Annotated in this window: 30 protein-coding genes; 16 read left to right on the forward strand and 14 right to left on the reverse strand. The window is 41.3% G+C overall.

The window, feature by feature from the left end:
• Positions 1-19: 19 nt before the first annotated feature.
• The 6 genes from AN389_RS05595 to zapE form a co-directional block, all read right to left on the reverse strand.
• Complete coding sequence (locus AN389_RS05595) at positions 20-769, reverse strand: cytochrome c1 (RefSeq protein ID WP_055014196.1); 750 nt, start codon at positions 767-769, stop codon at positions 20-22.
• Positions 766-2,031: a cytochrome b N-terminal domain-containing protein gene (locus AN389_RS05600; RefSeq protein ID WP_055014197.1), complete on the reverse strand. Its 1,266-nt coding sequence runs from the start codon at positions 2,029-2,031 to the stop codon at positions 766-768. Before AN389_RS05600 ends, AN389_RS05595 begins: the two co-directional genes overlap by 4 nt.
• Positions 2,031-2,621, reverse strand: a complete 591-nt coding sequence (gene petA, locus AN389_RS05605) for a ubiquinol-cytochrome c reductase iron-sulfur subunit (RefSeq protein ID WP_055017516.1) — start codon at positions 2,619-2,621, stop codon at positions 2,031-2,033. Before petA ends, AN389_RS05600 begins: the two co-directional genes overlap by 1 nt.
• Before the next feature lie 555 nt (positions 2,622-3,176).
• Positions 3,177-3,569 carry a 30S ribosomal protein S9 gene (gene rpsI / locus AN389_RS05610; RefSeq protein ID WP_024600778.1) on the reverse strand — a complete coding sequence of 131 codons (393 nt, stop codon included), beginning with the start codon at positions 3,567-3,569 and terminating at the stop codon, positions 3,177-3,179.
• An 8-nt stretch (positions 3,570-3,577) separates the two neighbouring features.
• A complete protein-coding gene (gene rplM, locus AN389_RS05615) occupies positions 3,578-4,006 on the reverse strand; it encodes a 50S ribosomal protein L13 (RefSeq protein WP_004589103.1) in 429 nt (142 codons plus the stop codon).
• Positions 4,007-4,294: 288 nt separating this feature from the next.
• Positions 4,295-5,383, reverse strand: coding sequence for a cell division protein ZapE (gene zapE, locus AN389_RS05620; RefSeq protein WP_055014199.1), 1,089 nt, complete (start codon positions 5,381-5,383; stop codon positions 4,295-4,297).
• Between the two features lie 135 nt (positions 5,384-5,518).
• On the opposite strand from zapE, the gene AN389_RS05625 reads away from it, so the two are divergent.
• From AN389_RS05625 to AN389_RS05635, 3 genes are all read left to right on the forward strand, one after another.
• The gene (locus AN389_RS05625) at positions 5,519-5,962 is read left to right on the forward strand and encodes a YhcB family protein (protein ID WP_055014200.1); all 444 of its coding nucleotides are present in this window, start codon (positions 5,519-5,521) and stop codon (positions 5,960-5,962) included.
• Between the two features lie 149 nt (positions 5,963-6,111).
• Positions 6,112-7,464, forward strand: a complete 1,353-nt coding sequence (locus AN389_RS05630) for a Do family serine endopeptidase (RefSeq protein ID WP_055014201.1) — start codon at positions 6,112-6,114, stop codon at positions 7,462-7,464.
• Between the two features lie 100 nt (positions 7,465-7,564).
• Entirely contained in the window at positions 7,565-8,647 is a 1,083-nt protein-coding gene (locus AN389_RS05635; protein ID WP_055014202.1) for a trypsin-like peptidase domain-containing protein, read from the forward strand.
• 147 nt (positions 8,648-8,794) lie between these two features.
• Here AN389_RS05635 and murA read toward each other — a convergent pair whose 3' ends face one another.
• The 7 genes from murA to mlaF are packed head-to-tail and all read right to left on the reverse strand — an operon-like array spanning position 8,795 to position 13,447.
• Complete coding sequence (murA, locus tag AN389_RS05640; RefSeq protein WP_055014203.1) at positions 8,795-10,054, reverse strand: UDP-N-acetylglucosamine 1-carboxyvinyltransferase; 1,260 nt, start codon at positions 10,052-10,054, stop codon at positions 8,795-8,797.
• Positions 10,055-10,067: 13 nt separating this feature from the next.
• Complete coding sequence (locus AN389_RS05645) at positions 10,068-10,325, reverse strand: BolA family protein (RefSeq protein WP_004589097.1); 258 nt, start codon at positions 10,323-10,325, stop codon at positions 10,068-10,070.
• Between the two features lie 5 nt (positions 10,326-10,330).
• Entirely contained in the window at positions 10,331-10,624 is a 294-nt protein-coding gene (locus tag AN389_RS05650) for a lipid asymmetry maintenance protein MlaB (protein WP_055014204.1), read from the reverse strand.
• Positions 10,617-11,297: a phospholipid-binding protein MlaC gene (locus tag AN389_RS05655; RefSeq protein WP_055017520.1), complete on the reverse strand. Its 681-nt coding sequence runs from the start codon at positions 11,295-11,297 to the stop codon at positions 10,617-10,619. The genes AN389_RS05650 and AN389_RS05655 overlap by 8 nt, the downstream gene beginning before the upstream one ends.
• A 5-nt stretch (positions 11,298-11,302) precedes the next feature.
• Positions 11,303-11,851, reverse strand: coding sequence for an outer membrane lipid asymmetry maintenance protein MlaD (gene mlaD / locus AN389_RS05660; protein WP_004589094.1), 549 nt, complete (start codon positions 11,849-11,851; stop codon positions 11,303-11,305).
• Between the two features lie 13 nt (positions 11,852-11,864).
• Positions 11,865-12,644, reverse strand: coding sequence for a lipid asymmetry maintenance ABC transporter permease subunit MlaE (gene mlaE / locus AN389_RS05665; protein WP_055014206.1), 780 nt, complete (start codon positions 12,642-12,644; stop codon positions 11,865-11,867).
• On the reverse strand, positions 12,644-13,447 hold the full coding sequence (gene mlaF / locus AN389_RS05670; RefSeq protein WP_082422676.1) for a phospholipid ABC transporter ATP-binding protein MlaF: 804 nt from the start codon (positions 13,445-13,447) through the stop codon (positions 12,644-12,646). The genes mlaE and mlaF overlap by 1 nt, the downstream gene beginning before the upstream one ends.
• A 254-nt stretch (positions 13,448-13,701) precedes the next feature.
• Here mlaF and AN389_RS05675 point away from each other — a divergent pair, with 254 nt between their 5' ends.
• From AN389_RS05675 to mgtE, 12 genes are all read left to right on the forward strand, one after another.
• Positions 13,702-14,670, forward strand: a complete 969-nt coding sequence (locus AN389_RS05675) for a calcium/sodium antiporter (protein WP_055014208.1) — start codon at positions 13,702-13,704, stop codon at positions 14,668-14,670.
• Positions 14,671-14,672: 2 nt separating this feature from the next.
• Positions 14,673-15,644 (forward strand): KpsF/GutQ family sugar-phosphate isomerase, encoded by a 972-nt coding sequence (locus AN389_RS05680; RefSeq protein ID WP_055014209.1) that lies wholly within the window; start codon positions 14,673-14,675, stop codon positions 15,642-15,644.
• Positions 15,645-16,196, forward strand: coding sequence for a 3-deoxy-manno-octulosonate-8-phosphatase KdsC (gene kdsC / locus AN389_RS05685; protein WP_055017522.1), 552 nt, complete (start codon positions 15,645-15,647; stop codon positions 16,194-16,196).
• On the forward strand, positions 16,193-16,747 hold the full coding sequence (lptC, locus tag AN389_RS05690) for an LPS export ABC transporter periplasmic protein LptC (protein WP_055017523.1): 555 nt from the start codon (positions 16,193-16,195) through the stop codon (positions 16,745-16,747). Before kdsC ends, lptC begins: the two co-directional genes overlap by 4 nt.
• Complete coding sequence (lptA, locus tag AN389_RS05695; RefSeq protein ID WP_055014212.1) at positions 16,737-17,285, forward strand: lipopolysaccharide transport periplasmic protein LptA; 549 nt, start codon at positions 16,737-16,739, stop codon at positions 17,283-17,285. The genes lptC and lptA overlap by 11 nt, the downstream gene beginning before the upstream one ends.
• A complete protein-coding gene (lptB, locus tag AN389_RS05700) occupies positions 17,282-18,007 on the forward strand; it encodes an LPS export ABC transporter ATP-binding protein (RefSeq protein WP_004589086.1) in 726 nt (241 codons plus the stop codon). The genes lptA and lptB overlap by 4 nt, the downstream gene beginning before the upstream one ends.
• Before the next feature lie 69 nt (positions 18,008-18,076).
• Positions 18,077-19,576 (forward strand): RNA polymerase factor sigma-54, encoded by a 1,500-nt coding sequence (locus tag AN389_RS05705; protein WP_055014213.1) that lies wholly within the window; start codon positions 18,077-18,079, stop codon positions 19,574-19,576.
• 27 nt (positions 19,577-19,603) lie between these two features.
• Entirely contained in the window at positions 19,604-19,891 is a 288-nt protein-coding gene (gene hpf, locus AN389_RS05710; RefSeq protein ID WP_004589084.1) for a ribosome hibernation promoting factor, read from the forward strand.
• Positions 19,892-19,895: 4 nt separating this feature from the next.
• Entirely contained in the window at positions 19,896-20,348 is a 453-nt protein-coding gene (locus tag AN389_RS05715) for a PTS sugar transporter subunit IIA (RefSeq protein WP_055017524.1), read from the forward strand.
• Positions 20,349-20,367: 19 nt separating this feature from the next.
• Positions 20,368-21,213, forward strand: coding sequence for an RNase adapter RapZ (rapZ, locus tag AN389_RS05720; RefSeq protein ID WP_055014215.1), 846 nt, complete (start codon positions 20,368-20,370; stop codon positions 21,211-21,213).
• Between the two features lie 40 nt (positions 21,214-21,253).
• Complete coding sequence (locus AN389_RS05725; protein WP_055014216.1) at positions 21,254-21,526, forward strand: HPr family phosphocarrier protein; 273 nt, start codon at positions 21,254-21,256, stop codon at positions 21,524-21,526.
• Positions 21,527-21,664: 138 nt separating this feature from the next.
• Positions 21,665-23,023 carry a magnesium transporter gene (gene mgtE, locus AN389_RS05730; RefSeq protein WP_055014217.1) on the forward strand — a complete coding sequence of 453 codons (1,359 nt, stop codon included), beginning with the start codon at positions 21,665-21,667 and terminating at the stop codon, positions 23,021-23,023.
• A 46-nt stretch (positions 23,024-23,069) separates the two neighbouring features.
• Here the strand turns inward: mgtE and AN389_RS05735 are convergent, their stop codons facing one another.
• Positions 23,070-25,499, reverse strand: a complete 2,430-nt coding sequence (locus tag AN389_RS05735) for a zinc-dependent metalloprotease (protein ID WP_055019431.1) — start codon at positions 25,497-25,499, stop codon at positions 23,070-23,072.
• A gap of 155 nt (positions 25,500-25,654) precedes the next feature.
• On the opposite strand from AN389_RS05735, the gene AN389_RS05740 reads away from it, so the two are divergent.
• A complete protein-coding gene (locus AN389_RS05740) occupies positions 25,655-26,623 on the forward strand; it encodes a class 1 fructose-bisphosphatase (protein ID WP_055019432.1) in 969 nt (322 codons plus the stop codon).
• Positions 26,624-26,718 lie beyond the last annotated feature (95 nt).

Here is a 26,718-nt window from a genome sequence, read left to right on the forward strand (position 1 = left end):
ACCTTGTAAAATGCTCAAATTAATGAACATCTCTCCAGTATTCTTTCTTAAGCATAAATGCCAAGATAAACAGGATAACTAAAAACCCGATTACCTTAATACCTAACGCTTCTGACTCAAGGCGTGTAGGCTCACCTACATACTCTAAGAAATTCGTTAAATCACGAACAGCTTGATCGTATTCATCAACGCTTAGCTCGCCCTTACCATCTGTTTCAGTACCAACAACCTTGATGACTGTTTCACCGTGTTGTTCTACTTCTTCAGTAATAGGTGTAGGTAAACCTTGTAGCTCTTGAAGAACATGTGGCATACCTACTGATGGAAATAACGTATTATTAACACCAAACGGACGTGATTCGTCTTTGTAAAACGATTTTAAGTAAGTATAAATCCAATCACTACCGCGCACACGCGCCACATTTGTTAAGTCCGGCGGAGCCGCTCCAAACCATTTTGCAGCGTCATCTTTAGTGATAGCGTTAAGAATATGACCACCTACTTTTGAACCGTCAAAAATTAGCTGCTCTTTACCAAGCTCTGTCGGAATACCAATATCGCGGAAAGTACGTTCATAACGTTGGTACTGCATTTGGTGACAACCAAGGCAGTAATTCATGAACAACTTAGCGCCGCGTTGCAAAGAAGGTTGATCAGATATATCGTTACCCGCTTCCATTAAAGGAACTGACGGCCCTGCAGCCATAACCATATTAGGCAGCAAGTTTACTGATAAAGCAAATATACCGATAATTAGCTTTTTCATCATTTCGTTAACCTCTCAGGCAATGGCTTAGTTTTTTCATTCTTACTGTATACAAATAACAGTACGAAGAACATAAAGTAAGTCACAGTACAGACTTGAGAAATTATCGTTTTCAAGTCAGTTTGTGGAGTTGCACCCACCCAACCTAAAAGAACGAAAGTTACAACAAAACCTGCAATGTTCCACTTGTGGAAGCCACAACGGTAACGAACCGATTTAACACGACCACGGTCAATCCAAGGTAACAATGCTAGTACCACTATAGACGCACCCATAGCCGCAACACCCATTAACTTGTCTGGGATAGCACGAAGGATTGCATAAAATGGCGTAAAGTACCAAACAGGGAAAATATGCTCAGGTGTTTTAAGTGGATTTGCCGCTTCAAAGTTTGGCGCTTCAAGGAAGAAACCATTCATTGCAGGCATAAAGAATACTACCCAACAAAACAAAATCAAGAAGCCAACAACACCCACAATATCTTTTACTGTGTAGTATGGGTGGAACGGTATCGCATCAACAATATCTTTCTTGCTGGTGTAATACTCATGGAATTTAAATTTAGGCTTATCTTCTTCAGCTACAGTGCCTTTTTTGCGTTTTATTTCAACACCGTCAGGGTTGTTAGAACCCACTTCGTGAAGAGCAACAATGTGCAAGAACACTAAAATAACAATAACCAATGGTAGGGCAATAACGTGTAATGCAAAGAAGCGATTAAGCGTTGCACCCGATATTACGTAGTCACCACGGATCCAAAGTGTTAAGTCATCACCAATAACCGGGATAGCCCCAAATAGTGAAATAATTACCTGTGCACCCCAGAACGACATTTGTCCCCATGGTAGTAAGTAACCCATGAAGGCTTCAGCCATTAACGCTAAGAAAATAAACATACCAAATAGCCACAGTAATTCACGTGGTTTTTGGTAAGAACCGTAGATCATGCCACGGAACATATGCAGATATACAACGATAAAGAACGCAGATGCACCCGTTGAGTGTAAATAACGTAATAGCCAACCGTATTCCACATCACGCATGATGTACTCTACTGATGCAAAAGCGCCCTCAGCAGATGGAACAAAGTTCATCGTTAACCAAATACCTGTAAGGATTTGGTTTACCAGTACTAACATAGCTAGTGAGCCAAAAAAGTACCAGAAGTTAAAGTTTTTAGGTGCTGGGTACTGTGCAATGTGCATGTTCCAAACACGTGTCATTGGGATACGGTCGTCAATCCAACCAATCAGCTTACCAAACATTAGGCTACCCCTTTTTCTTCGCCCACTAAAATAGTGGTATCATCAAGAAAAGTATAAGGTGGTATTTCTAAGTTTAATGGTGCTGGTACTGATTGAAATACTCGTCCAGCCATATCAAATTTAGAACCGTGACACGGACAGAAAAATCCATCGTCAGTGCCCTCAACTTTCTCACCAAAGTTACCTTGTAAGAAACCTGGCGAGCACCCTAAATGCGTACAAATACCCACAGCGACAAATATCTCTGGGCGTAATGAACGGTAATCATTTGTTGATGATTCTAGTTGTTGTGGCTCTTGCGATTGCGGATCACGAAGTTGACCTTCATGTTCTTTCATCTGCTCAAGCATTTTAGGGGTACGTGATACAACCCATACAGGTTTACCACGCCACTCGACACGTATTAATTGCCCTGGCTCAAGTTTGCTGATATCTACTTCTACAGGCGCACCCGCAGATTTAGCTCGCTCACTTGGATTCCAAGACGCAATAAAAGGAACAGCAGCCCCAGCCGCACCAACACCACCTACAACAGAGGTAGCTATGGTTAAAAAGCGACGTCGGCCATTGTCTACAGGCGCATTGCTCATCCACTTATCTCCACTATGATTCTCAACACTTGCTATATTGAGAACATCAGTTACAGCAGGTTAATTTTTCAAAAATTTTAAAATAGAAGCGATCATAATTAAAACCCTTGATTAAAACAAGGTTATTCACAGCCTCACGCTCGAATAACCCGACTTGATCAACAGGTTGATAAAGTAAGCTCGAGAATAAAGCCGAATGACTATAATAGCGCTTCTGTAAAAACAATATACTGACCAAGATCAACCCCACTAAGAGGAAACAGATAAACTGTACATGGTGATGTTGAACTTGCTCATACTACTTGCCAGCCAATTGTAGCAAAAAATTCCACCAATTAACTGATGGATTTACACTAATTACGATAATTATTTAACTTTTTTGCAGTGAAATGGGTATTTTTTAACTTTCGTACATTAAATACGCGGTAATTACAAAATATGATCAGCGCCTGGCCTTAAAAAAGGCGGCTGGAGGTAGGTAAGTACTTAAATTTAAATGCCAAAAACAAAAAACCCAGCATAAGCTGGGTTTTTGAATTCTTGATAACGTAAAAATTAACGTTTTGAGAACTGTGGACGCTTACGCGCTTTCTTAAGACCCACTTTCTTACGTTCAACTTTACGTGCATCACGTGTAACAAAACCTGCTTTACGAAGTTGTGGACGTAATGACTCGTCAAACTCCATAAGTGCACGAGTGATACCGTGACGGATAGCACCAGCTTGACCAGTTGTACCACCACCGGCAACGGTGATGTGAAGGTCAAATTTTTCAGTCATGTCAACAAGCTCAAGAGCTTGACGAACAACCATGCGTGCTGTTTCGCGACCAAAGTACTCTTCTAAAGAGCGCTTGTTGATTACGATGTTACCAGTGCCTGGGCGTAAGAATACGCGAGCACTTGAACTTTTACGACGACCTGTACCGTAGTATTGATTTGCCATGATAGTGCTCCTTAAATGTCTAGAACCTGAGGCTGTTGTGCAGCATGGTTGTGCTCAGTACCTGCGTAAACTTTAAGTTTACGGTACATTGCGCGGCCTAAAGGACCACGTGGCAACATGCCTTTAACAGCTTTTTCGATGATCATTTCAGGCTTTGCAGCTTGAAGTTTATCAAAAGTAGTAGACTTAAGACCACCTGGGAAACCAGTATGAGCGTAGTACACTTTATCTTTGAATTTGTTACCAGTTACAGTAACTTTCTCAGCATTGATAACGATGATGTAATCACCAGTATCTACGTGTGGAGTGTATTCAGCTTTATGCTTACCGCGTAGGCGATGAGCGATTTCAGTAGCGATGCGACCTAAAGTTTTACCTTCAGCGTCAACTACGTACCAGTCACGTTTTACTGTTTCTGGTTTAGCAACAAACGTTTTCATTTATAAAAATCCAATGTTTTTCAATTAAAACCACAGGCAGTTATTATTAACTACCGCTCTAAGTATGCTATAACCCCTTCGAGTTTTAGACTTTAGCGCCGCTCACAAGTGGCTAAACTATATGAGGACATAGAACGCAACGTGGCAGACGCGGGAGTATACCAGCACTTAAAACACATTGCTACCGAGCGGTTGTTTTTTCCACAAGAAAATTACAAAAATTTATGTATTGATATAAAAACACAATAAAGCCGGTTAAAAGAGTTATTACGCGCTTATAAACTGGCGCTACGATAAATGCTCTTTTGCTAAATACTCTAATGACTGCATTTCTTGAAGGCGACTAATACAACGTTTAAATTCAAAGTTAAGGTTGCCCTGCGTATATAGCTCAGTAATTGGCTTTTCAGCCGAAATAATCAAGGTGACATGGCGCTCGTAAAATTCATCCACTAAGGCTATAAAGCGCCTAGCTGCATCGTCATTATTTTGCCCAAGCTGTTTTACATTAGAAAGTATAACGGTGTTATATAAACGGCTAATTTCCATGTAATCGACTTGGCTACGTGCGGTTTCGCACAATTCGCTAAATTCAAACATCACTACACACTTAGCCACTTTGCGTGTGTTGATTAAGCGCCCTTCTATTTCTATGGGTTGGTCACATTCCCCCGCCTCTGGCGAGAGTTTATCAAAATATTCAAATAAGTTTTTATCGGCTTGCTCATCTAACGGGCTGTGAAATATTTCGGCTTGCTCAAGGGTACGCAAGCGATAATCAATACCAGAGTCTACGTTTACTATTTCTGTGTTCGCTTTTACCAGTTCAATGGCCGGAATAAAACGCGCACGTTGCAGGCCGTTTTTATATAAATCATCAGGTACTATATTAGAGGTAGCGACTAATACGATATTGCGTGCAAATAATGCCTGCATTAAGCCGCCGAGTAACATGGCATCGGTAATATCTTGCACAAAAAATTCATCAAAACAGATAATGTCGGTTTCGGCTTTAAATATGTCGGCAACAATTTCTAGCGGGTTACTTTTATTATTGAGTTTTTTTAGTTCATCGTGAACTCGGTGCATAAAGCGATGAAAATGCACGCGCATTTTACGCTCACCTGGCAGTGCCTCATAAAAGGTATCGACTAGGTAGGTTTTACCACGCCCTACACCGCCCCAAAAATAAAGCCCTTTTATTGACTCAGGTTCGTTTTTATTAAACAACTTTGCAAAAAAACCTTGCTGCTGCGGTTTTTTATTTGTCAGGTCATCGTATAAACGTTGTAAATGGCGCACTGCATTTTCTTGTGCTTGGTCATGTACAAAGTCATCGCGCTTAAGATCTTGCTGGTAAGTTTGCCAAGGAGTCATATCTAATTACATTTTAAACACAGTTTAATTTGCTCAGCATATTAACACGCATCTTAACTCGGGGTATATTACCTACAGGATGATTTATATTTGAATCAGGCATTATTAGATATTTTTTCCCAAAGGGGTAAAGTTATGGGCACAGTTACGTGGGTAGGTTTAATTGTCATTACTGCTGTAGTGGCATTTTTTGTTGGTGCATTCGTTACTAAAAAACAATTTAAACAAGATGAATTAAAAGAACAAGCAGAGCAAGCACAAAACGCGCTTGAGCAGTATCGCCAAGATGTGGCTGATCATTTAGCAAGCACGGGTAAGCTTGTGAATAAAATGAAAGAAAATTACGACCAACTACTCAGCCATGTTGAAGAAACTAATCAACTATTACTTGATGATAAAAACAAAGCCCCTAGTGAGCCGTTTTTCTCTAAAGAAACAACTGAGCAATTACAAGCGTCTTTAAAAGAACGCGAAGTTGACCGTTCATCTGCACAGGCACAACCTGCCGATTACGTATCGGGCGAGTCTGGTTTGTTTGCAGGACAAAATAGCGATTCAAAAACAGTAAAAGCCTCTTAATATACGATGCACGCTAAAATGTTAGTGCTATCTTGAGGAACTTTTTTTTGACCCCATAGTCTTTAAATGTAACAGCTTTATATTTAAATTCGAAGAGGCTGCTTATGCAGCCTTTTTGCTTTTCCTGTGATGTGGAGTACACCCTGACTATGAAAATGAAATTATCACTTATTAGTGCTGCAATCTTATCTACAAGCTTATTATTAAGCCCTATGGCCTCTTATGCAAAACTACCTATTGCTGTTAACGGCCAACAATTACCTACACTTGCGCCTATGCTTGAGCAAATTACTCCAGGCGTTGTGAGCATTCAGGTTTCTGGGTCAAAAGAAGTACGTCGTCGTGCAGACCCCCTTGAATACTTTTTTGGTAACCCCCAACCACGTAGCCAAAAACGTCAATTTAGTGGGTTAGGCTCAGGGGTTATTATTGATGCCGATGAAGGTTATGTCGTAACAAATAATCACGTAATTCAAGATGCCGAAAAAATGGTGGTGACGCTAGAAGATGGCCGTGAATTTGAAGCGACTAAAATAGGTACAGATAAAGAGTCTGATATTGCATTATTACAAATAGATGCAGATGATTTAACCGCAGTTAAACTCGCTAATTCAGATAAATTGCGTGTCGGCGACTTTGCAGTGGCCATTGGTAATCCATTTGGTTTAAGCCATACCGTAACCTCAGGTATTGTAAGTGCATTAGGGCGTAGTGGTTTAAATATTGAAGGCTATGAAGACTTTATTCAAACCGATGCGGCTATTAACCAAGGTAACTCAGGAGGCGCTTTAGTTAATTTAAATGGTGAACTCATTGGTATTAATACTGCTATTTTAGGTGCCTCGGGAGGAAATGTAGGTATTGGCTTTGCTATTCCATCAAATATGATGAAAAACCTAGTCGACCAAATTATTGAACATGGCGAAGTTCGCCGTGGCTCACTGGGTATTTCTGGCCGCCCACTTGATGCAGGCCTTGCAAAAGCACAGCAACTTGACGTTAAACAAGGGGCTTACGTTATGCAAGTAATGGATGATACCGCAGCAAGTAAAGCAGGTATTAAAGCTGGCGATGTTATTATTAGTATTAATGGTAGCGATATTAGTGGCTTCCATGAGCTGCGTAGCAAAATAGCGACTTTAGGTGAAGGCCGTGAAGTTAAATTAGGTATTTACCGCGATGGCAAAGTAAAAACTATTAAGGTGACCCTTGATGGCGCATCGGGTGTAACAGCTGCAGGCGATGAACTGCATCCTGCATTCCAAGGTGCAACGCTTGAAAACGTGCAAAAAAATGGCACTAAAGGTATTGAAGTAGCCACAGTAGATCCGCGCTCTCCTTCGGCACGCGTAGGTCTTGAAGAAGGTGATATTATTGTACAAGTTAACCGCCAACGTGTAGAAAACATTCGTCAAATGAACAAAATTATCGAAGATACCCAAGGTAATATTGTACTTGGCGTTAAACGTGGCAGAGAGTCTATCTTTGTACTTATTCAATAAGTAACACACTATAAATAAGCAATAAAAATAACAGCAGCACTTGCCGCTGTTATTTTTTTTGTGCCATCATAAAGAATTGCTCACTAACAATAAGAATCTCGTGCTGAAATTACTAAAATTTGTACTTCCCCCCTTGTTTGTCGGTTTAGGTATCGCTTTTTTAGTGGTTTTTTTCAGCCCTAATATGCGCGCCTCTTTACTCCCTAATGTTCCCTTGCCCAGTGCTATGAGCTCAAATCATCTTAGTTTTTCTGACGCGGTTAAACGTGCTGCACCGTCGGTGGTAACCATTTTTTCGGAAAGTATTTCTAAAGAGCCTAGGTATAAGCAACAAAACACCGTTCAAGAGCTGGGCTCTGGGGTTATTATGACCCAAGATGGTTACATTTTAACTAACTACCACGTCATAAATAATGCAGATCAAATTTTGGTTATATTAACCGATGGTCGACGCTTTTTTGATGTGCAGTTAATTGGCTTTGACACTATTACCGACTTAGCCTTATTAAAAATTAACGCCGATCACCTGCCCGTTATTCCGGTAAACGACAATTACACCACAAGTGTAGGCGATGTAGTACTAGCCATAGGTAACCCACTCAATTTAGGGCAAACCATCACCCAAGGTATAATCAGCGCCACCGGTAAACAAAAAATTACCGATAGCCCTTACAACAACCTATTACAAATGGATGCCGCTATAAATGTAGGTAACTCTGGTGGCGCCTTAGTTAATTCTAATGGTGATTTAGTGGGAATTACGTCTGCGCAGTTTAAAACCCGTGAAAACCTAAATATCCAAGGAATATTTTTTGCTGTTCCCTATTCGCTGGCTAAAGAAGTAATGGCAAAGCTGATACGCCATGGCCGTGTAGTACGTGGTTATTTAGGGTTTGAAGGCACGGCTGTTGATAGCACAGGCAAAGAAGTAAACGACAGTCTAACACCGGTTGCAGGCATGCGAATCACCAATTTAGACCCATTAGGCCCTGCATGGCAAGCTGGCATTGAAGAGCAAGATATTGTTATTAAAATTGCAGGATTAAGCGTTGCCAACCCGCAAAAAGTACTCGAAAAAATAGGCAATACACAGCCCGGTAAAGAAATAGAATTTGAGCTGTATCGAAACGGTAAAATAAAAAAAATAATGGTTAGAGTTGCAGAACTCGAGACTAAACTCTAACCAAAGTGACAATAAAAAGGTCGGATAGCAATACGCGTATCCGACCTTTTTTATGTCTAAAGTAAACTGTCTTTAACCCAGTGTGCTTAATTTAGCGAGCAAGTTTGCCCTCACCTCAAAGCAAATAAATATTATTGCGAATGGGTATTAGCTACTTCTGCGCTTAATATTAGCGCCTAAGCCACTGAGTTTATCTTCAATGCGTTGATAGCCTCGGTCTACGTGGTAAATACGATCGACTACCGTTTCACCTTGCGCCACTATACCGGTTAAAATTAAGCTTGCAGAGGCACGTAAATCAGTTGCCATTACCTGAGCACCACTTAAACTTTGCGTTTCACCACAAATAGCCGTGTGCCCTTCTAAACGAATATTAGCGCCCATGCGTTGTAATTCAGGTACATGCATAAAACGGTTTTCAAAAATGGTTTCGGTAATTGTTGCACTGCCATTAGCCACTACATTTAACGCGGTAAACTGCGCTTGCATGTCGGTTGGAAAACCAGGGTGAGGCATGGTTTTAATATTAACGGCTTTAAGCTCACGATTACGCATATCTAAATAAATGCTGTCATCGTTTACTTCAACTAATGCATTCGCGGCACGTAATTTTTCAATAACAGGCTCAAGTGAATGATAATCTGTTTTTTTACAAAGTACTTCGCCTGCAGCCATTGCTGCTGCAACTAAAAAAGTGCCTGTTTCAATGCGGTCAGGTAAAATACTGTGCTCACAGCCGCCTAAACGCTCTACGCCATCAATTTCTATACGGCTTGTACCTGCACCAGTAATTTTTGCACCCATTGCAATTAGGCAATTGGCAAGGTCAATAATTTCAGGCTCGCGTGCTGCGTTTTCAAGTACCGTTTTACCATCGGCAAGTGCTGCGGCCATTAGTAAGTTTTCGGTTGCGCCAACACTCACCATTTCCATAAAAATTTCAGCGCCTTTAAGACGACCTTCTACTTTTGCATTGATATAACCGTTTTCAACGTTTATTTGCGCGCCCATGCGCTCTAAACCTTGAATATGTATATCAACTGGGCGGGCGCCTATTGCACACCCACCAGGTAGCGATACCTGCGCCTCACCAAAACGTGCCACTAAAGGCCCTAGGGCTAAAACAGAAGCGCGCATCTGCTTAACTAAATCATAAGGAGCAAGCGTTTTGTTAACGGTTGCACCGTCAATGTAGAGTGTATCGCCTTGCCAATTTACGGTCGCGCCTAAGGTGCTTAAAAGCGCTTCGGTGGTTACAATATCGCGAAGGCGAGGTACATTCGTAAATGTACTCTTACCGTCGCCAAGCAATGCAGCGAACAAAATTGGTAATGCGGCATTTTTAGCGCCAGAAATAGTTACTTCACCAGCAAGTGAAGTGCCACCTTGAATTACAAACTGATCCATTAAGAGGCCTTAACTATTGAGGTAAAATAAATTTTTGTTCACGCTTCCACTCAGTTGGCGTAAATGCACGAATTGATACAGCGTGAATTGTACCGTCTGAAATAGTATTCATTAATGGGCCATAAACTAGCTGTTGCTTTTTAACGCGGCTTAAACCGTCAAAGCACTCACCTACCGCAATTACTTCATAATGGCTACCATTGGCTTTTACTTTTACTTCAGATAATTGAAGTTCATCGCGTAATAACGTTTCGACTTGGCTAGTTTCCATAACTCTCACTCAAATAAAGTTGTTACCTGACCTAATTGCATTAAATTTTGCAATTGCTCAGGTGGGTTTTGCAATTCAAGGCGTGTGCCCTGTTGCTTAAATTCAGCAAAAGAGTGAATTAACCAAGCTAAGCCCGCTGTGTCAACCCTCATGACCTCACAAAGGTCAAAATAGATGGTTTTATGCTTACTTAATGACTGGACGTTCAGAAGCGGTTCATTGCCAATTGAGCTGCGGGTAAGTTCACCACTTACCCTATAATGCTGCTCATCAACTTGGCTAATTGCCAATTTAGTCATTGCTGTTGTTGCCTCTAAATTGCACAGGTAGCTGACTCTTTTGCTCTAGTAATTTGCTTACATGCGCAATACCCTGCTGGCGCAAAATACCTTGTAGCTCACTTTGTTTTGCATCAAGTAAGCTAATTCCTTCTGCAATCATATCGTATGCACGCCACTCGCCACTGCGATCTTCACGCACTTTAAAATCAATTTTTATGTCAGGTTTACCATCTTCAATGATTTTAGTTTTTACTACAACCACATCTTTTCCTTTAAATGGTTGTGCTGCACCAAACTCAACATGTTGGTCTGTATATTGAGTAAATACCCCAGCGTAAGTTGCGACTAAATAACTTCTAAACGCACCAATAAATTCTTGGATGTCTTTTATCGCTTTGGCTTTTTGCGCTTCATCTTTAATCGCACGTACTTTAGACACTTCACTACCTAATACGCGTAATGCTGCATATTTGTAGTCTATGTAAGGCATTAACTCTTCTTCTACAATAACACGAAGGTGTTCTTTATCTTTAACGATAAGCGGTTGATCTTTTTTAATCCGCTCAAAAGTATGCTCTGATACTTGGCGTACCATTTTATTAGGATCTGTCAATTTTACTTCGGCTGCGCTAACACTTTGCACAGCAAGGGTTGCACCAAGTGCAATAACGGCTAAAAACTGTTTCAACATAATAATTACTCACTACCTTGGTTGAATAAAAACTGCCCAATTAACTCTTCTAAAACAAGTGCAGACTTCGTATCTGTGATTGAATCACCATCACCTAGCGCTTTGCTTTCTACGCCAAATAACTCGTCGATTGCTTGATCTTGCGCGTTTTCGGTCACTGTTTCACCTAAACAGCGTTGTTCTGCTGCGTTAGGAGAAATAACAGGGTGAATACCTAAGTACTGCTCCCCTAAAATTCCCGATGTTAAAATTGAGATTGAGCTCGTGTCTGAAAAACGACATAAATACTGTGCATCAATAGTCATATTGACCACAGGCAAAAACTCCTGCGGATGGACATAAATAGATTCAACACGCCCAATTACTACGCCGCCTACTTTTACCGGCGCGCGTGCTTTAAGTGAGCCAATATTTTCAAACTTTGCATTTAGCGTGTAGGTTTCGCCCGACCCGCTAATACCCGAATTAGCCACTTTAAGTGCTAACATTGCAAACGCTAAAATGCCTAATGCGACAAAAAAGCCAACTAAAATCTCTAATTTCCGTGAATTCATTATCTATACCCTATTAGCTGGTAAACATTACCGCTGTCAAAATAAAGTCAAACCCTAATACTGCCAGTGATGAGTGAACAACTGTTTCTGTTGTTGCTTTACTGATCCCTTCTGAGGTTGGAATACAATCGTAGCCCTTATAAAGCGCAATCCAGGTCACTACCATGGCAAATACAAAACTTTTGATCATGCCGTTTAATACATCTTCTTGAAACGATACTTGCGATTGCATTATCGACCAAAAGCTGCCGGTATCTACGCCTAACCAATCAACCCCAACTAAATGAGCACCGATAATGGCAACCGCAGAAAAAATAAGTGCAAGCAATGGCATACTAATAAAACCAGCCCAAAAACGCGGAGCAATAATGCGCTTAAGAGGGTCAATGGCCATCATTTCTAGTGAAGAGAGTTGTTCGGTGGCTTTCATTAAACCAATTTCTGCGGTTAGTGCACTGCCGGCGCGCCCCGCAAATAATAGCGCGGTTACCACAGGACCTAATTCACGTAACAAACTAAGCGCAACTAATGGGCCTAAGCTGTCTTCGGCACCATAGCCTACTAGTACGGTATACCCTTGCAGCGCAAGCACCATACCAATAAACAAACCCGACACCATAATAATTAATAATGATTGCGAACCAACCATATAAAGTTGTCGTACTAACAGCGGTGTGCCTTTTTTAAAGTTAGGTATATTCCACAGTGCATTAAAAAGCATGGTGGCAGAGCGCCCTAATGCTGCAAAACGCCCTAGCGTTTTATGACCTAACTTTTGAAATAAATCCAACATTAAGTGTTTTCTCCTAACAGCTCATCAGCATACGTTTGTGCTGGGTAATGAAATGGCACAGGCCCATCCGATAACCCTTTTAAAAACTGCTGTACTAATGGAGATTCATGGTTTCTCATTTCATCCGGTGTCCCTGCCCCTATTACGCCTTGGTCGGCAATAATAATAACGTGATCGGCAATACTCATTACCTCCGTCACATCGTGGGTTACAATAAGGGATGATAAACCTAGCACTTCATTTAATGACTTAATAAGCTTTACCAATACGCCCATAGATATTGGGTCTTGGCCGGCAAAAGGCTCATCATACATAATGAGCTCTGGGTCCAGCGCAATAGCACGTGCAAGTGCTGCTCGTCTGGCCATACCACCAGAAAGCTCAGAAGGCATTAAGTCTTTAGCGCCGCGTAAACCCACTGCTTGCAGTTTCATTAATACGACTAGTTTTATTAACGCTTCACTTAACTTGGTATGCTCTCGCAGAGGAAATGCAATGTTGTCAAATACCGACATATCAGTAAATAACGCACCGCTTTGAAACAGCATGCTCATTTTGGTTCGTGCCGCATATAACTCTTTGCGCGACATTTTAGGAATACTGCCACCTTCGAATAAAATATCGCCGGCGTCAGGCTTAAGCTGCCCACCAATTAAGCGTAGCATTGTGGTTTTGCCAATTCCGCTTGGCCCCATAATCGCTGTTATCTTACCTTTAGGAACACTAAAACTCATATTTTTATATATGGTTCTATCGCCTCGCGAAAAGCTAACATCCTTGACTTCTACTATTGATTGCGACAAGTCGCTCTCCGTAACAATGTTCACTCGTGCTCCTATTTTAAGGGTTTTTTAACCAAGATGGAAAAAACAATTCGTAAGATTTTGTAATACGCCTACAAAAAGCGCTGTAAGGCTGAAGTAAATTGCCTTAACCTTTGCTTAAGCGCATAAAATTCGCACACTGCTATAGTAGACCCCACTCTTTTGCTTATACTTTCATGTTGGCTTTTGTTACTATTCGCGCCATCTGTATTTTGAACATCTGGCTTAACATAATGGTTACCTCGTTTGTTATTTTAATTCTTGGTTTTACTGCACTTGTATGGAGCGCCGACCGATTTGTATACGGTGCGGCTGCGCTTGCTAAAAACTTTGGAGTGCCCACTTTAATAGTTGGCTTAACGGTTGTTGCTATGGGTTCTTCGGCCCCTGAAATGATGGTGTCTGCATCGGCTGCTCTGGCCAATAAAACCGACACAGCGGTAGGTAACGCGGTGGGCTCAAATATAACAAATATATTACTTGTGTTAGGGATAACTGCACTGCTGCGCCCGCTGAGTGTTTCCTCAAGTACGTTAAAACGCGAAATGCCGCTCGTAATGTTGGCATCATTGGCTACGTGGTATGTGTTTTCAGATAACTACTTTTCACTCACCGAAGGTATCGCCTTATTAGTCGCTTTTATTGTGTTTATTGGTGGTTTAATTATTGTATCCCTACGAGCTAAAAACCAAGATGATCCATTTGTTTCAGAAGCATGCGATGAAGTCCCTAATGATGTTCCCACTAAAAAAGCAATATTTTGGCTTATTGTCGGTATGGTTTTATTGCCTGTAAGCTCCCATTTTTTAGTTGGTTCAGCTGTCGATATAGCAAAATACTTTGGTTTAAGCGATTTAGTTATTGGTTTAACTATTATTGCCATTGGCACAAGCTTGCCTGAACTTGCGGCTTCTGTTGCAGGCGTTCTTAAAAACGAAGACGATTTAGCGCTAGGTAATATTGTTGGCTCAAATATATTTAATATTCTAGCGGTATTGCCGCTTGCAGGTATTATTAACCCATCAGTGGTCGACCCATCACTTGCAAACCGCGACATACTTATTATGTTGGGTGCAACGCTTGCGCTTATTATTATGTCATTGAACTTTAGAGGTTCTCAGCGTATCAATAGAGTAGAAGGTGGTCTATTACTCATCGCATTTTTGGCGTACCAAGGTTATATTTTTAGTCAAGTAGGGTAACAATGGCACAACTAAACTTTATAGAGCAAGGTTTACGCGTATTAAACATAGAACGCCAAGCGCTTGCGGATATTAAACAATACGTTGATGAAAACTTTAATAATGCGTGTCAGGCCATGTTTGATTGCCAAGGCCGCATTATTGTTATTGGTATGGGTAAATCAGGCCATATTGGTAATAAAATTGCTGCTACCCTTGCCAGTACAGGCAGCCCTGCTTTTTTTGTTCACCCAGGCGAAGCAAGTCATGGTGATTTAGGCATGATAACCAAAAATGATGTGGTTATGCTTATATCAAACTCGGGCGAAACCAGTGAAGTACTAAATATTATTCCGGTGCTAAAACGCCTCGGTGCAAAAATAATATCGATGACGGGCAACCCGCTTTCTACTATGGCAACACTTGCCGATGTGCACGTATGCATAAAGGTAGAACAAGAAGCATGTTTGTTAGGTTTAGCGCCAACAGCAAGCACCACAGCCACTTTAGCAATGGGTGATGCAATGGCGGTTGCGCTTTTAGAAGCACGCGGTTTTACCGCCGATGACTTTGCACTCTCTCACCCTGGCGGCAGCTTAGGTAAGCGATTGTTGCTCACTTTAAAAGATGTAATGCACAGCGGCACAAACACCCCTATTATAGGTGTAACGCAAACAATTAAAGACGCGTTAATAGAAATGTCTGCCAAAGGGCTAGGCATGACTGCTATTGTAGATAACAATCAACAGCTTGCTGGCCTTTTTACCGACGGCGACTTACGTCGTATTTTAGAGCAAAAAGTTGATATACATAACACCGCTATTAACCAAGTTATGACTAAGTCATGCACCACCGCCACGGCCGATATGCTTGCAGCAGAAGCACTAAATATAATGGAAAATAAGCGGATTAATGGTTTAATCATAGTTAATGAGCAAAACCAGCCTGTGGGCGCCTTAAATATGCAAGACCTCTTAAAAGCAGGAGTATTATAAATGCAATTTGAAGATCTCTATCAACCGCTAAGCGATGATGCCAGAGCACGCGCCAAAAAAGTAAAACTACTCATATGCGATATTGATGGTGTATTTTCTGATGGCCGAATTTACCTCGGTAACCAAGGCGAAGAGTTAAAAGCATTTAATACAAAAGATGGTTTTGGCATTAAGGCACTGATCAATAGCGGTTTTGAAGTTGCGGTTATTACGGGGCGTCATTCAAAAATAGTGCAAGCTCGCATGAGCAGCTTAACCGTACAGCATATTTATCAAGGCCAAGAAGACAAACTTATTGCTTATCAAGAACTCAAAAACACTTTAAAGTTAACTGATGAACAAATAGCCTATATTGGCGATGATGGACCTGACATGCCCGTCATGGAGCGCGTTGGTTTTGCCGTCGCAGTAAACGATGCGCACCCGCTAATTAAACGCTTATCGCATTACACTACACAAATGCCTGGTGGCTTTGGTGCAGTGAGAGAGCTCACAGATTTACTCATGCTCGAAAACGGTATAGCACTTACTACACAAGGTACCAGTTCATGAATGCAGCACGCGTTATACTCAGTGTGTTATTCATCGGCTGTATGGTTTGGCTTTGGTACCCTTATTTTACGCAAAGCAATGTAGCACCAGAGCAAGAACCAGAAGTCATTGCAAAGCCTGATTACACCGCTATAGAGCTTAAGCAAACAACCTATGACGAGCAAGGTAAAATAAGCCATAAAGTTACCGCGGCTAAAATGGAGCTGTACCAACAACTTGGTTTTACATTTTTTGAAAAGCCTATTTTTACTTTATATAACGAAACACAAACATGGCGAATAAACGCTGACGAAGCAACGCTTTACGAAGATAAACAACTTATTTTAGAAGGCAACGTGGTTGCCAAAAATTTAGTTGATAACGCCATGATAGATAACATCAATGCCGACAACATCGAAGTCGACATTAAAGCGCTAACAATGCGCTCTGAGCAGCCAGTGGTTGTCACTGGGCCAAATTTAAAGATTGTCGGTAAAGGCCTTGAAGCCGATTTAAAAACCGAAGTAATAAAACTAATTAACCATACGCGAACAATATATTATGACCAATAAACTCACTAAAATACTTATTATCCCATCGCTGATGCTGGCATTTAGCGCTTCTGCTGCTGAGCCTGCTGCTCAACCGCCAGCAAACCAAATTTCTATTAGTGCAGACCGTCAAGAAGGTCAACTTAAAGAAAACGTAGGTATTTTTGAAAAAAACGTCGAAATTGTGCATGGGAACCGCAAAATTACAGCCGACCGACTCGAAGTACATAAACGTGAAGACCTAGGGGATAACAAACAACTGCTTATTGCCACTGGCAGCCCTGCCTACTTCGAAGAAAAACAAGACGATGGTACCGTAATGAGTGCCAGTGCAAACGAAGTACGTTACGACGTAGCAAAGCGCTTTTTAACACTTGTTGGGGATGCCGAAGTCGCGCAAGCCGGTCAAAAAATTAATGCTAAAAGTATTACCTACGATATGCAGCAGCAGCTTATTAGCGCAGAAAAAGACGAAAACTCAACGGATCGTGTCCACACAATTTTAGTGCCTGTTGAAGCAAATATTAAAGAAAAAACAGGTAACGAAGGTCAACCATGAGCACCTTAAAAGCAGAACTATTAGCAAAAAGCTATAAAGGCCGCCAAGTTGTAAAAAATGTAGGCCTTGAGGTAGAAGCCGGCAGCATAGTGGGCTTATTAGGCCCTAATGGCGCAGGTAAAACCACCACCTTTTACATGATTGTAGGGTTAGTACCTAGCGACAAAGGTAAAATATCTATTGATGATAACGACATCACGTTATTACCTATGCACAGTCGTGCTCGCTTAGGCATTGGCTATTTGCCGCAAGAGTCATCTATATTTAGAAAGCTAACAGTTTATCAAAATTTAATGGCTATTTTAGAAACGCGCAAAGAGCTAAATAAAGCCGCGCGAGAAGAAACGCTTAACAACTTACTTGATGAATTTAGCATTCAACATATACGTGATAGCCAAGGTATGGCGCTTTCTGGTGGTGAACGCCGCCGTGTAGAGATAGCCAGAGCACTCGCAGCGAACCCTAAATTTATTTTGTTGGATGAGCCTTTTGCTGGTGTTGATCCGATTTCAGTGTTAGATATAAAGAAAATAATAGAACATCTTAAAAATCGTGGCATTGGCGTATTAATTACCGATCACAATGTAAGAGAAACCCTTGATGTTTGTGAAAAAGCCTACATTGTTTCTCATGGGGAGCTAATTGCATCTGGCACCCCAGAACACGTATTAAATGACAAAACTGTACGCGATGTTTATTTAGGCGAGCAATTTAGGCTGTAACATTTAAGCCACACCTACAAGCATCTGCTAATATTAATTATAACAACATAAAAGGATTGTTAGAGATACATGAGGCAATCATTACAGCTGCGCATGGGCCAGCAACTTACAATGACTCCACAATTGCAACAAGCGATTCGCTTGCTGCAGCTCAGTACATTGGATCTCCAGCAAGAAATACAAGAAGCACTGGATAGCAACCCGCTATTAGAAGTAGAAGAGCAAGATTACACGGAAGAGTCGGCTGGAAAAAATGAACAAAAAGCAGATACGGATGATGTAACCGTAAGCGCATCGGCTGATGATACAACCAGTGAATACGAGCAAGACAGTGGTGAAGCTTTAAATAAAGACACCGTTAGCGATGATATGGCGATGGATGTAACTTGGGATGAGTACATGAGTGCAGCCCCTGCGGCATCTTCAGGCCCAATGCCAGAAGATGAGTCTATTTATCAGGGCGCCTCTACTGAAACGCTACATGAGTACTTAATGTGGCAACTTCAGCTTACTCCTTTTAGCCCCACTGATGAAGCTATTGCTATAGCCATTGTAGAAGCTGTAGATGACTCGGGTATTTTAACGCTAAGTTGTGAAGAAATTTTAGAAAGCTTTAACCAAGAAAACGATGACGACGTTGAGGTTGAACTGGATGAAATAGAAGCCGTTTTAAAACGTATTCAATTATTCGACCCTGTAGGTATAGCCGCGCGAAGCTTACAGGAGTGCTTGTGTATTCAGCTTAATCAGTTTGATAAAGACACCCCTTTTATAGAACAAACTAAAATGATCTTAACCGATCACATTGATCTATTAGCGGCACGCGACTATCGTACATTAATGAAAAAGACTAAGCTTAAAGAAGACGAGCTTAAAGAGGTCATGACTCTTATACATACCCTCAACCCAAAACCTGCAGATACAATAGTAAGGGAAGAGTCTGAGTATGTCATACCGGATGTATCAGTTAAAAAAATTAAGGGCCGTTGGGTGGTAGAGCTAAACCCAGATAGCATGCCAAAAATACGCGTAAATAGTCAGTATGCGGCCATGTCACGTACCGTAAAATCTAGTGGAGATAGCCAGTTTATTCGCTCTCATCTGCAAGAAGCTAAATGGTTTATAAAAAGTCTTGAAAGCAGAAACGACACGCTGCTAAAAGTAACAAACTGTATTGTAAAACAGCAACAAGCGTTTTTTGAACATGGCCCCGAAGCCATGAAACCAATGGTTTTAAACGATGTTGCTGAAATGGTAGAAATGCACGAATCAACAATTTCGCGTGTTACTACGCAAAAATATATGCATACGCCACGTGGTATTTTTGAGCTTAAATATTTTTTCTCAAGCCACGTAAGCACTGAAAACGGCGGCGAATGTTCGTCAACCGCAATACGTGCCTTAATTAAAAAGCTAATTGCCGCGGAAAACTCAGCCAAACCATTGAGTGATAGTAAAATTGCGGATATATTGGCAGAGCAAGGAATTAAAGTAGCTAGACGCACAATAGCAAAATACCGTGAATCGCTAGCTATTCCACCGTCAAATCAGAGAAAGAGTTTGATATAAGACGTAAAAAACAAAGAGGAAATGCTTATGCAACTAAACCTAACTGGTCGTCACGTAGAAGTAACTGATTCACTTAGAGACTATGTAAATAATAAATTTGCAAAGCTAGAAAGGCACTCAGATCATATTAGCAATGTGCATGTCATTCTCGATGTAGAAAAACTCAACCAAAAAGCAGAAGCGACTATTCATGTAAGCGGCGCAGATTTATTTGCCTCAACAGAGCACCAAGATATGTATGCTGCTATAGACTCGTTGATTGACAAGCTCGATCGTCAAGTCATAAAACATAAAGAGAAGCTTGCTAGACACTAATATTATGAAATTAAGTACATTAGTATGCCAGGACTGCAGCAAAGCTGCGGTCCTTTTTAGTAGTAAAAAAAGAATTTTAGAATTTATCAGTGAGCTGGCTCATGAAAAGCTCCCTTACTTACCGCAACAGGATATTCTTAATGCGCTAGCTAGCAGAGAAAAACTAGGTAGTACGGGTATTGGCCGCGGTATCGCAATTCCGCATGGCAGAATGGGTGGCGTAGAAGAACCGCTTGCGTTAGTACTCGTTAGTGACAAGCCTGTAAACTTTGATGCTATTGATAACTGTCCTGTTGATATTTTTGTTGCACTCATCGTACCAGATGGCGATAACCAGCAGCACCTAAAGACTCTAGCAACCATAGCTGATAAACTGAGCAATAAAGAATTTTGCAAACAGCTGCGAAACGCTAAAACCGATGCAGAACTGTATCAAGTAATTGTTGATCAATCGTAGTAAATACTAAGGGCTATAAATGGAGTTAATAATCATAAGCGGCCGTTCCGGTTCAGGTAAATCGGTTGCTTTACGTGTGGTTGAAGATTTAGGCTATTATTGCGTAGATAATATCCCGGTCAACCTGCTGCCCTCTTTAGTACGTAGTGTTTCAGATAACTATGACAAAATAGCTGTTAGTATCGATGTTCGTAATATCCCCAAAGAACAAGACGAGTTTAACGATATTCTCGAGTACCTACCTGACTTTGCTAAACCCACTCTGTTTTATTTAGACAGTGATGATCAAACACTCATAAAACGTTTTTCAGAAACACGCAGATTACACCCTTTATCCATCGATTCATTGCCGCTCGACTTAGCAATAAAAAAAGAAAAAGAGCTGCTTGATGTACTTGTAACCCGCGCAGACTTTATGCTTGATACGACTGATTTAAGTGTTCACCAATTGGCTGAGTCAATTCGCGAAAAAATACTCGGAAAAAAAGATAAACAACTAATTGTAACGTTTGAATCGTTTGGTTTTAAACACGGCATACCTAAAGAAGCTGATTATGTATTTGATGCTCGCTTTTTGCCAAATCCGCATTGGGAGCCTGAACTTAAACCGCTTACAGGTCTTGATCAACCTGTAAAAGACTTTTTGGCAAACCACAGCATAGTGCAAAAATTTACTTGGCAAATTCAAACATTTGTACAAACTTGGTTACCACACTTAGAGCGCAATAACCGCAGCTACCTGACTATTGCAATAGGTTGTACGGGTGGACAACACCGCTCGGTTTATTTAGCCCAAACTATAGGTGAGAGCTTTGCAATGACACATCCAAATGTAAAAATTAGGCACCGTGAGCAAGAAAAGTAACCTTAAAATAATAACCTGTTCAGTTTAGGTATAGTAATTTATGCGTTGTGAAGACACGTTTTTAATAAAAAATAAATTAGGCTTACACGCCAGAGCGGCAACGGTCCTTGCGCAATTAGCTGTGCAATTTGATGCTAAAATTACCTTACATCAAGATGATAAAGAAGCCGCTGGTGATAGCGTATTAGCCTTAATGCTACTCGAAAGTAGTAAAGGCAAAGAAGTTAAAGTTGTATGTGAAGGCCCAGACTCAGAAAAGGCTTTGCATGCGGTCGGACAATTAATCGCACAGCGATTTAACGAACAAGAATAAACGTTTAATTACCAAGCTTACTCATACATTTTTGCTTTATACCCTGATTTGTGTAGCTTGGTAAATGAATAGTGTTTAATTAGATTAATCACAATGCGGTTAATCGCCTCCCCTCGTATATAAAAAATTAGGATGCCAATGCCAGAAGCGTTTGAACAAGACTACCCACTGCAACAACTAAAACAGGTGACTAAATCACTTAATAGTGGGCAATTTGTTCAAGTAAGACGCATGCTAGCAAAAACGGCCCCGTGTGATACTGCCCTTTTACTTGAATCCTCTCCGCATAAAATTAGACGCATGCTTTGGCAGCTGGTTGACCCAGATGTACAAGGGGACGTGCTAGAAGAGCTCTCTGAAGATGTACGTTTAGGCATCATTGCCCAAATGGAACCTGAGCATATTGCCGCCGCCACTGAGGATATGGGCCACGATGATTTAGGTGAAGTACTACGTAGCCTACCTGACACCGTGTATAAAGATGTAGTTAGCGCGATGGACACGCAAGACCGTGAACGTGCGACACAGGCTTTATCATACCAAGAACGCTCTGCAGGCGCGCTAATGAACACCGATACGGTGACCATTCGCCCAGATGTTACACTTGATGTTGTACTGCGCTATATCAGGCTGCGAGGCGAGCTACCAGAAGGCACCGATGATTTATACGTTGTTGATAAGCACAACTGCTTTTTAGGTGCATTGTCTCTTAGTACGCTTTTAACTAATCCGCCTGAAAAAATTGTTCAAGATTTAATGGATGAAGACTGTGAGTCTATCCCTATCTCGATGGATGAAAGTGAGGTCGCTCAATTATTTGAACGCCACAACTGGATATCTGCACCGGTAGTCGATGATAACGCACACTTGCTTGGACGTGTCACTATTGATGATATTGTTGATGTTATTCGTGAAGATGCTGAGCATAGCTTATTAAGCTTAGCGGGTCTTGATGATGAAGAAGATACCTTTGCACCTGTTTTAAAAAGTTCAAAAAAACGCTCAGTATGGCTTGGCGTTAACTTACTTACCGCCCTGGCTGCTGCCTTTGTGGCCAGCTTTTTTGAAAGTACCTTAGACATTCTCCCTATTTTAGCTGTACTCAATGGCATAGTGCCCTCAATGGGTGGTGTAGCAGGTAGTCAGTCTTTAACACTGGTTATTCGCGGTATAGCTGTGGGGCATATTAATCAAACTAACCAACGTTTTTTAATGGCTAAAGAATTGGCCATAGGCGCATTAAACGGGATTATTTGGTCATTACTTATCGCTGGTGTAATTGCACTTTGGCAGTGGGATTTTATGCTTGGCGGCGTGCTCGCATTTGCTATGTTTATGAATCTTGTAGTAGCGGGTGTTGCTGGCGCATGTATTCCTATTTTATTGAAAAAAATGAATATAGACCCTGCACTTGCCGGCAGTGTTGTACTAACAACTGTGACTGATATTGTTGGTATTTTTGCCTTTTTAGGCACAGCAACGTGGCTACTTATTTAGCAACCTAACCCTAGGTTAAGTAGCCACTATTAGTTAAAACGTAAAATTATATTGGTGAGCCTGGTGGCATTGGTAAATTAGTAAAGTTTTCAGGCCACTTACCAGCTTTTATAAACTGTTTAATTTGCTCTGCTAAATACTGCTTAAACGCGCTTTCGCCGACACTGGTGTTACTCAGCATTGAATTTTGATTGTACTCATCACTCAACTTAACTAAGTAGTAACGTAACTGCGCTTGCACCTCCGGGCTTACTTTATCGCTTGCCACTAAATCGGCTATATTTTTTGCAGTTAAAAACTGTACACGCTGAGTGACTTTACCTTTCATCGTATTAGGTGAAGACACATTAAACACGTGACTGTAAAGCTGCTCAAGCAACTCATCTAAGCTATAGAAATTGTAATTACGCACTTGTTGTTGAGCTAAACGATTTAAACGCTGTGGGTTTAATAATAAAGATAAGCTATGCTGTGCAGCGACTTCTGGTAAAGCCATTGCATCAAGTGTTAAACCTGTGCGTCCAGTTATGCTTTCGCGCGATTTAGACTCCCCATAGGCCTTTGGCGGAATAAGCGCTAACACTGACTCGGGCAAAATTAAATTAGCGGGTTTTAATGTGGATAAAATAGCATTTACCGCTTCTTGCTGCTGCGCTTTTACAACCACTTGTGCGCCCTTAACAGGTGAATTGTCGCGTGTTTCGTACTCGTAATTAACCCCCGCTATAAGTTTAACTACAGCCTCTACTTGATAGCGATGAAATAAATAGAGCGGCACAAGTTTTTCTTCTAACTGCGAAAGAGCATCGCCCGTTTTAATGTTGTTAATGCCAAATTGCGAAAGCGCTTTTTTACGTACATTAAGCACTCTAAGTAGCTCTTGCGCTGGGTTAGTACCGTTATCCCATAAGTGTGCTGTAGGGTGTGCACCGCCCTTAGCGCGTGCGTCACTGTCAGATATAAACTCAAGCCCCTTGGCTTTGTTCTCTTTTATTATTGCAGCAAGTTCAGCGCTTTCGTCCTGATTAGTAAAGTCGCTGTAACCATATTTAATAACTTGGGTATCCCATACACCCATACCACTTGCATAGCCTCGAGTTACGTCAAGTTCACCTTGCTCGTTAAAGCTAAGAAGTGGGTGTGGGTAATCCATAACCGAGGCTCTATCACCCACCGAAGCCGCAAAATTATGCGCAATGCCCAGTGTATGACCAATTTCGTGGGCACTTAACTGACGGATCCTATCAAGCGCCATTGCTTGTAGGTTTTTAGCTACCTCGTCCCCTTTTAAATAGGGAGCTGCAAGTGCTTCGGCTATTAATATATCTTGGCGCACACGCAGTGAACCAAGCGTAACATGGCCTTTTAATATTTCACCTGTGCGAGGGTCTATTACAGAGCTTCCGTATGACCAACCACGTGTAGCACGGTGCACCCACTGAATTACGTTATAACGGATATCCATAGGGTCTGCATTACTCGGCAGTACTTTTATTACAAATGCGTTTTTGTAACCAGCAGCACTAAATGCATCATTCCACCATTTACCGCCTTCTAATAAGGCACTTTTAACTGGCTCAGGAACGCCTGGGTCTAGGTAGTAAATAATAGGCTCTACGGGCTCACTTATCGGTAAAGTTGGATCTTTTTTAGCTAAACGGTGACGCGGTATGTAACGCACAAACATGGACTCATCAAGCGCAGCGGCATAGTCTTTATGCTCAATACTCCAATACCCTGATTGCGGGTCAAATTTGCGCGGCGTGTAATTATCATCGGGTAATTTAATAAGGGAGTGATGCATATGCACCGTAAGTGCGTATGCATCGGCACTCACTTGGCGAACAAATTCACCCGGCTTTGTGCCTTTAAACGTTAATACAGCTTCAAGCTCGGTGTTTTTTACAAACGCCTTTGAGCGACTCATGTACACAGCACTGCGTGATTCATCAAGGCTAAAATTACCCTGTTTACGTGCAGCTAATTTTCGACTAACCCCGTGCACATCACTCAATAAATAAGGTGTATAGTCAATCAATGCGCTGGTTTTATCTTGTGCAACAACTTTAAAGCCCGCTAAGATACTTGATGCAAAGGCCTCTTTAATACTTTGTTGCTCGGCTTTATTATTGGTATTAGCACGATAGTAAGTATTTACAGCGCGCAGCATTACTTTATTGCCAAAACGCTCAAACTGCACAAGGTGCGTATTACCAAGTTGGCCTCTATCTAGACCAATATCGTTTGAGCCAACTCCATAAGGTAAGCTCTGCTGAAGTAAAAATTGCTGTTCTAATTTATCTACTTTTAAGAACACTTTGCCATTTTGTGTATCGTAATAAAACGAAAAGTACCCTGGAAAGTGATTCATTTGGGCAGTAAATTCATCTATAGACTTAATTGCTGCGTGCGCTTGGGTTATGATAGAGCACAGCACAGTAAAGAGTATGTAACTTATTAGTGGTATTTTTTTCATAATCTTATCTTTGTTATTGGCGTTTTAAGTACGATTAGGTAGCACCATTATTACAGTGCTATTTAAACAATACAGGTATTTAAGACGAAATTCAGCGCACTAAGTTAATCTCTCTCACATTTAGATTAGCTAGTACACGTTATCAGGAAAATAGAATGCGTAGACTCCCACCCGTATTACTAGAAGACGGTTGCCCTAGAGAACTTTTATCGTTAATTAGAACCATTTTAGCAGCATGTAAAGAAATATCGTTTCGTGTTGGCCAAGGTGCGCTTTCTGGCGTATTAGGGTCAACGCTTGATGAAAACATTCAAGGTGAAACACAAAAAAAGCTCGATGTACTCTCTAATCAGCTTTTAAAAGATATTTTACTGGAGTCTGGGGCAGTTAAAGCCATCGCCTCAGAAGAAGAAGACTACACAGTTGCAGGTAACCAAGACGCTAAATACATTGTGGCGTTTGACCCCCTTGACGGCTCATCAAACACCGACATAAACTCACTGGTTGGTACTATATTTTCGATTATGGAAGCACCTGAAGGCTCAGATGCCGCCGATCAAAGTATATTTATGCAGCCTGGCCATAAACAAGTGGCTGCAGGTTACGTACTTTACGGCCCATCAACTATGCTTGCACTTACTACAGGTAAAGGCACACGCATGTTTACGCTAGATAAAACCCAAGGCAGCTTTTTACTAACACAAGATTTTGCCACTATTCCAGCTGATACCAACGAATTTGCTATTAATGCGTCTAACCAACGTCATTGGCAACCAGCAATGCAACGCTATATTAATGATTTACTCGCTGGCGATACGGGTCCACGCGCTAAAAACTTTAACATGCGCTGGATTGCTGCCATGGTTGGCGATGTGCATCGCGTACTTAGCCGAGGCGGCTTGTTTACGTACCCAACCGACACTAAAGATGCAAAGAAACCCAATAAGCTACGCTTACTTTACGAAGCCAACCCCATGGCTATGCTAGTTGAGCAAGCCGGTGGTATAGCCTCAACGGGTACTGAGCGAATTATGGATATTCAACCTGATGCAATCCACCAGCGTGTGGCAGTCATATTAGGCTCTAAAAACGAAGTAGAAACATGCTTGGGATACCACAAGTAAACACTTTGTCAGTTGTTAAAAAATAAAATACCAAGCCGCATTTTATTTAAATGCGGCTTTTTTATGTATTCGCTATATTATGTATTCGCTATATA

Source organism: Pseudoalteromonas sp. P1-7a, from assembly GCF_001401855.1.
Classification (GTDB): domain Bacteria; phylum Pseudomonadota; class Gammaproteobacteria; order Enterobacterales; family Alteromonadaceae; genus Pseudoalteromonas.

Excerpts from the sequence above, each read along its gene's own strand:
- AN389_RS05595 (WP_055014196.1), bottom strand. The coding sequence starts at position 769 with ATGATGAAAAAGCTAATTATCGGTATATTTGCTTTATCAGTAAACTTG.
- AN389_RS05600 (WP_055014197.1), bottom strand. The coding sequence starts at position 2,031 with ATGTTTGGTAAGCTGATTGGTTGGATTGACGACCGTATCCCAATGACA.
- petA (WP_055017516.1), bottom strand. The coding sequence starts at position 2,621 with ATGAGCAATGCGCCTGTAGACAATGGCCGACGTCGCTTTTTAACCATA.
- rplM (WP_004589103.1), bottom strand. The coding sequence starts at position 4,006 with ATGAAAACGTTTGTTGCTAAACCAGAAACAGTAAAACGTGACTGGTAC.
- zapE (WP_055014199.1), bottom strand. The coding sequence starts at position 5,383 with ATGACTCCTTGGCAAACTTACCAGCAAGATCTTAAGCGCGATGACTTT.
- AN389_RS05625 (WP_055014200.1), top strand. The coding sequence starts at position 5,519 with ATGGGCACAGTTACGTGGGTAGGTTTAATTGTCATTACTGCTGTAGTG.
- AN389_RS05630 (WP_055014201.1), top strand. The coding sequence starts at position 6,112 with ATGAAAATGAAATTATCACTTATTAGTGCTGCAATCTTATCTACAAGC.
- murA (WP_055014203.1), bottom strand. The coding sequence starts at position 10,054 with ATGGATCAGTTTGTAATTCAAGGTGGCACTTCACTTGCTGGTGAAGTA.
- AN389_RS05645 (WP_004589097.1), bottom strand. The coding sequence starts at position 10,325 with ATGGAAACTAGCCAAGTCGAAACGTTATTACGCGATGAACTTCAATTA.
- AN389_RS05650 (WP_055014204.1), bottom strand. The coding sequence starts at position 10,624 with ATGACTAAATTGGCAATTAGCCAAGTTGATGAGCAGCATTATAGGGTA.
- AN389_RS05655 (WP_055017520.1), bottom strand. The coding sequence starts at position 11,297 with ATGTTGAAACAGTTTTTAGCCGTTATTGCACTTGGTGCAACCCTTGCT.
- mlaD (WP_004589094.1), bottom strand. The coding sequence starts at position 11,851 with ATGAATTCACGGAAATTAGAGATTTTAGTTGGCTTTTTTGTCGCATTA.
- mlaE (WP_055014206.1), bottom strand. The coding sequence starts at position 12,644 with ATGTTGGATTTATTTCAAAAGTTAGGTCATAAAACGCTAGGGCGTTTT.
- AN389_RS05675 (WP_055014208.1), top strand. The coding sequence starts at position 13,702 with ATGGTTACCTCGTTTGTTATTTTAATTCTTGGTTTTACTGCACTTGTA.
- AN389_RS05680 (WP_055014209.1), top strand. The coding sequence starts at position 14,673 with ATGGCACAACTAAACTTTATAGAGCAAGGTTTACGCGTATTAAACATA.
- kdsC (WP_055017522.1), top strand. The coding sequence starts at position 15,645 with ATGCAATTTGAAGATCTCTATCAACCGCTAAGCGATGATGCCAGAGCA.
- lptC (WP_055017523.1), top strand. The coding sequence starts at position 16,193 with ATGAATGCAGCACGCGTTATACTCAGTGTGTTATTCATCGGCTGTATG.
- lptA (WP_055014212.1), top strand. The coding sequence starts at position 16,737 with ATGACCAATAAACTCACTAAAATACTTATTATCCCATCGCTGATGCTG.
- lptB (WP_004589086.1), top strand. The coding sequence starts at position 17,282 with ATGAGCACCTTAAAAGCAGAACTATTAGCAAAAAGCTATAAAGGCCGC.
- AN389_RS05705 (WP_055014213.1), top strand. The coding sequence starts at position 18,077 with ATGAGGCAATCATTACAGCTGCGCATGGGCCAGCAACTTACAATGACT.
- hpf (WP_004589084.1), top strand. The coding sequence starts at position 19,604 with ATGCAACTAAACCTAACTGGTCGTCACGTAGAAGTAACTGATTCACTT.
- AN389_RS05715 (WP_055017524.1), top strand. The coding sequence starts at position 19,896 with ATGAAATTAAGTACATTAGTATGCCAGGACTGCAGCAAAGCTGCGGTC.
- rapZ (WP_055014215.1), top strand. The coding sequence starts at position 20,368 with ATGGAGTTAATAATCATAAGCGGCCGTTCCGGTTCAGGTAAATCGGTT.
- AN389_RS05725 (WP_055014216.1), top strand. The coding sequence starts at position 21,254 with ATGCGTTGTGAAGACACGTTTTTAATAAAAAATAAATTAGGCTTACAC.
- mgtE (WP_055014217.1), top strand. The coding sequence starts at position 21,665 with ATGCCAGAAGCGTTTGAACAAGACTACCCACTGCAACAACTAAAACAG.
- AN389_RS05735 (WP_055019431.1), bottom strand. The coding sequence starts at position 25,499 with ATGAAAAAAATACCACTAATAAGTTACATACTCTTTACTGTGCTGTGC.
- AN389_RS05740 (WP_055019432.1), top strand. The coding sequence starts at position 25,655 with ATGCGTAGACTCCCACCCGTATTACTAGAAGACGGTTGCCCTAGAGAA.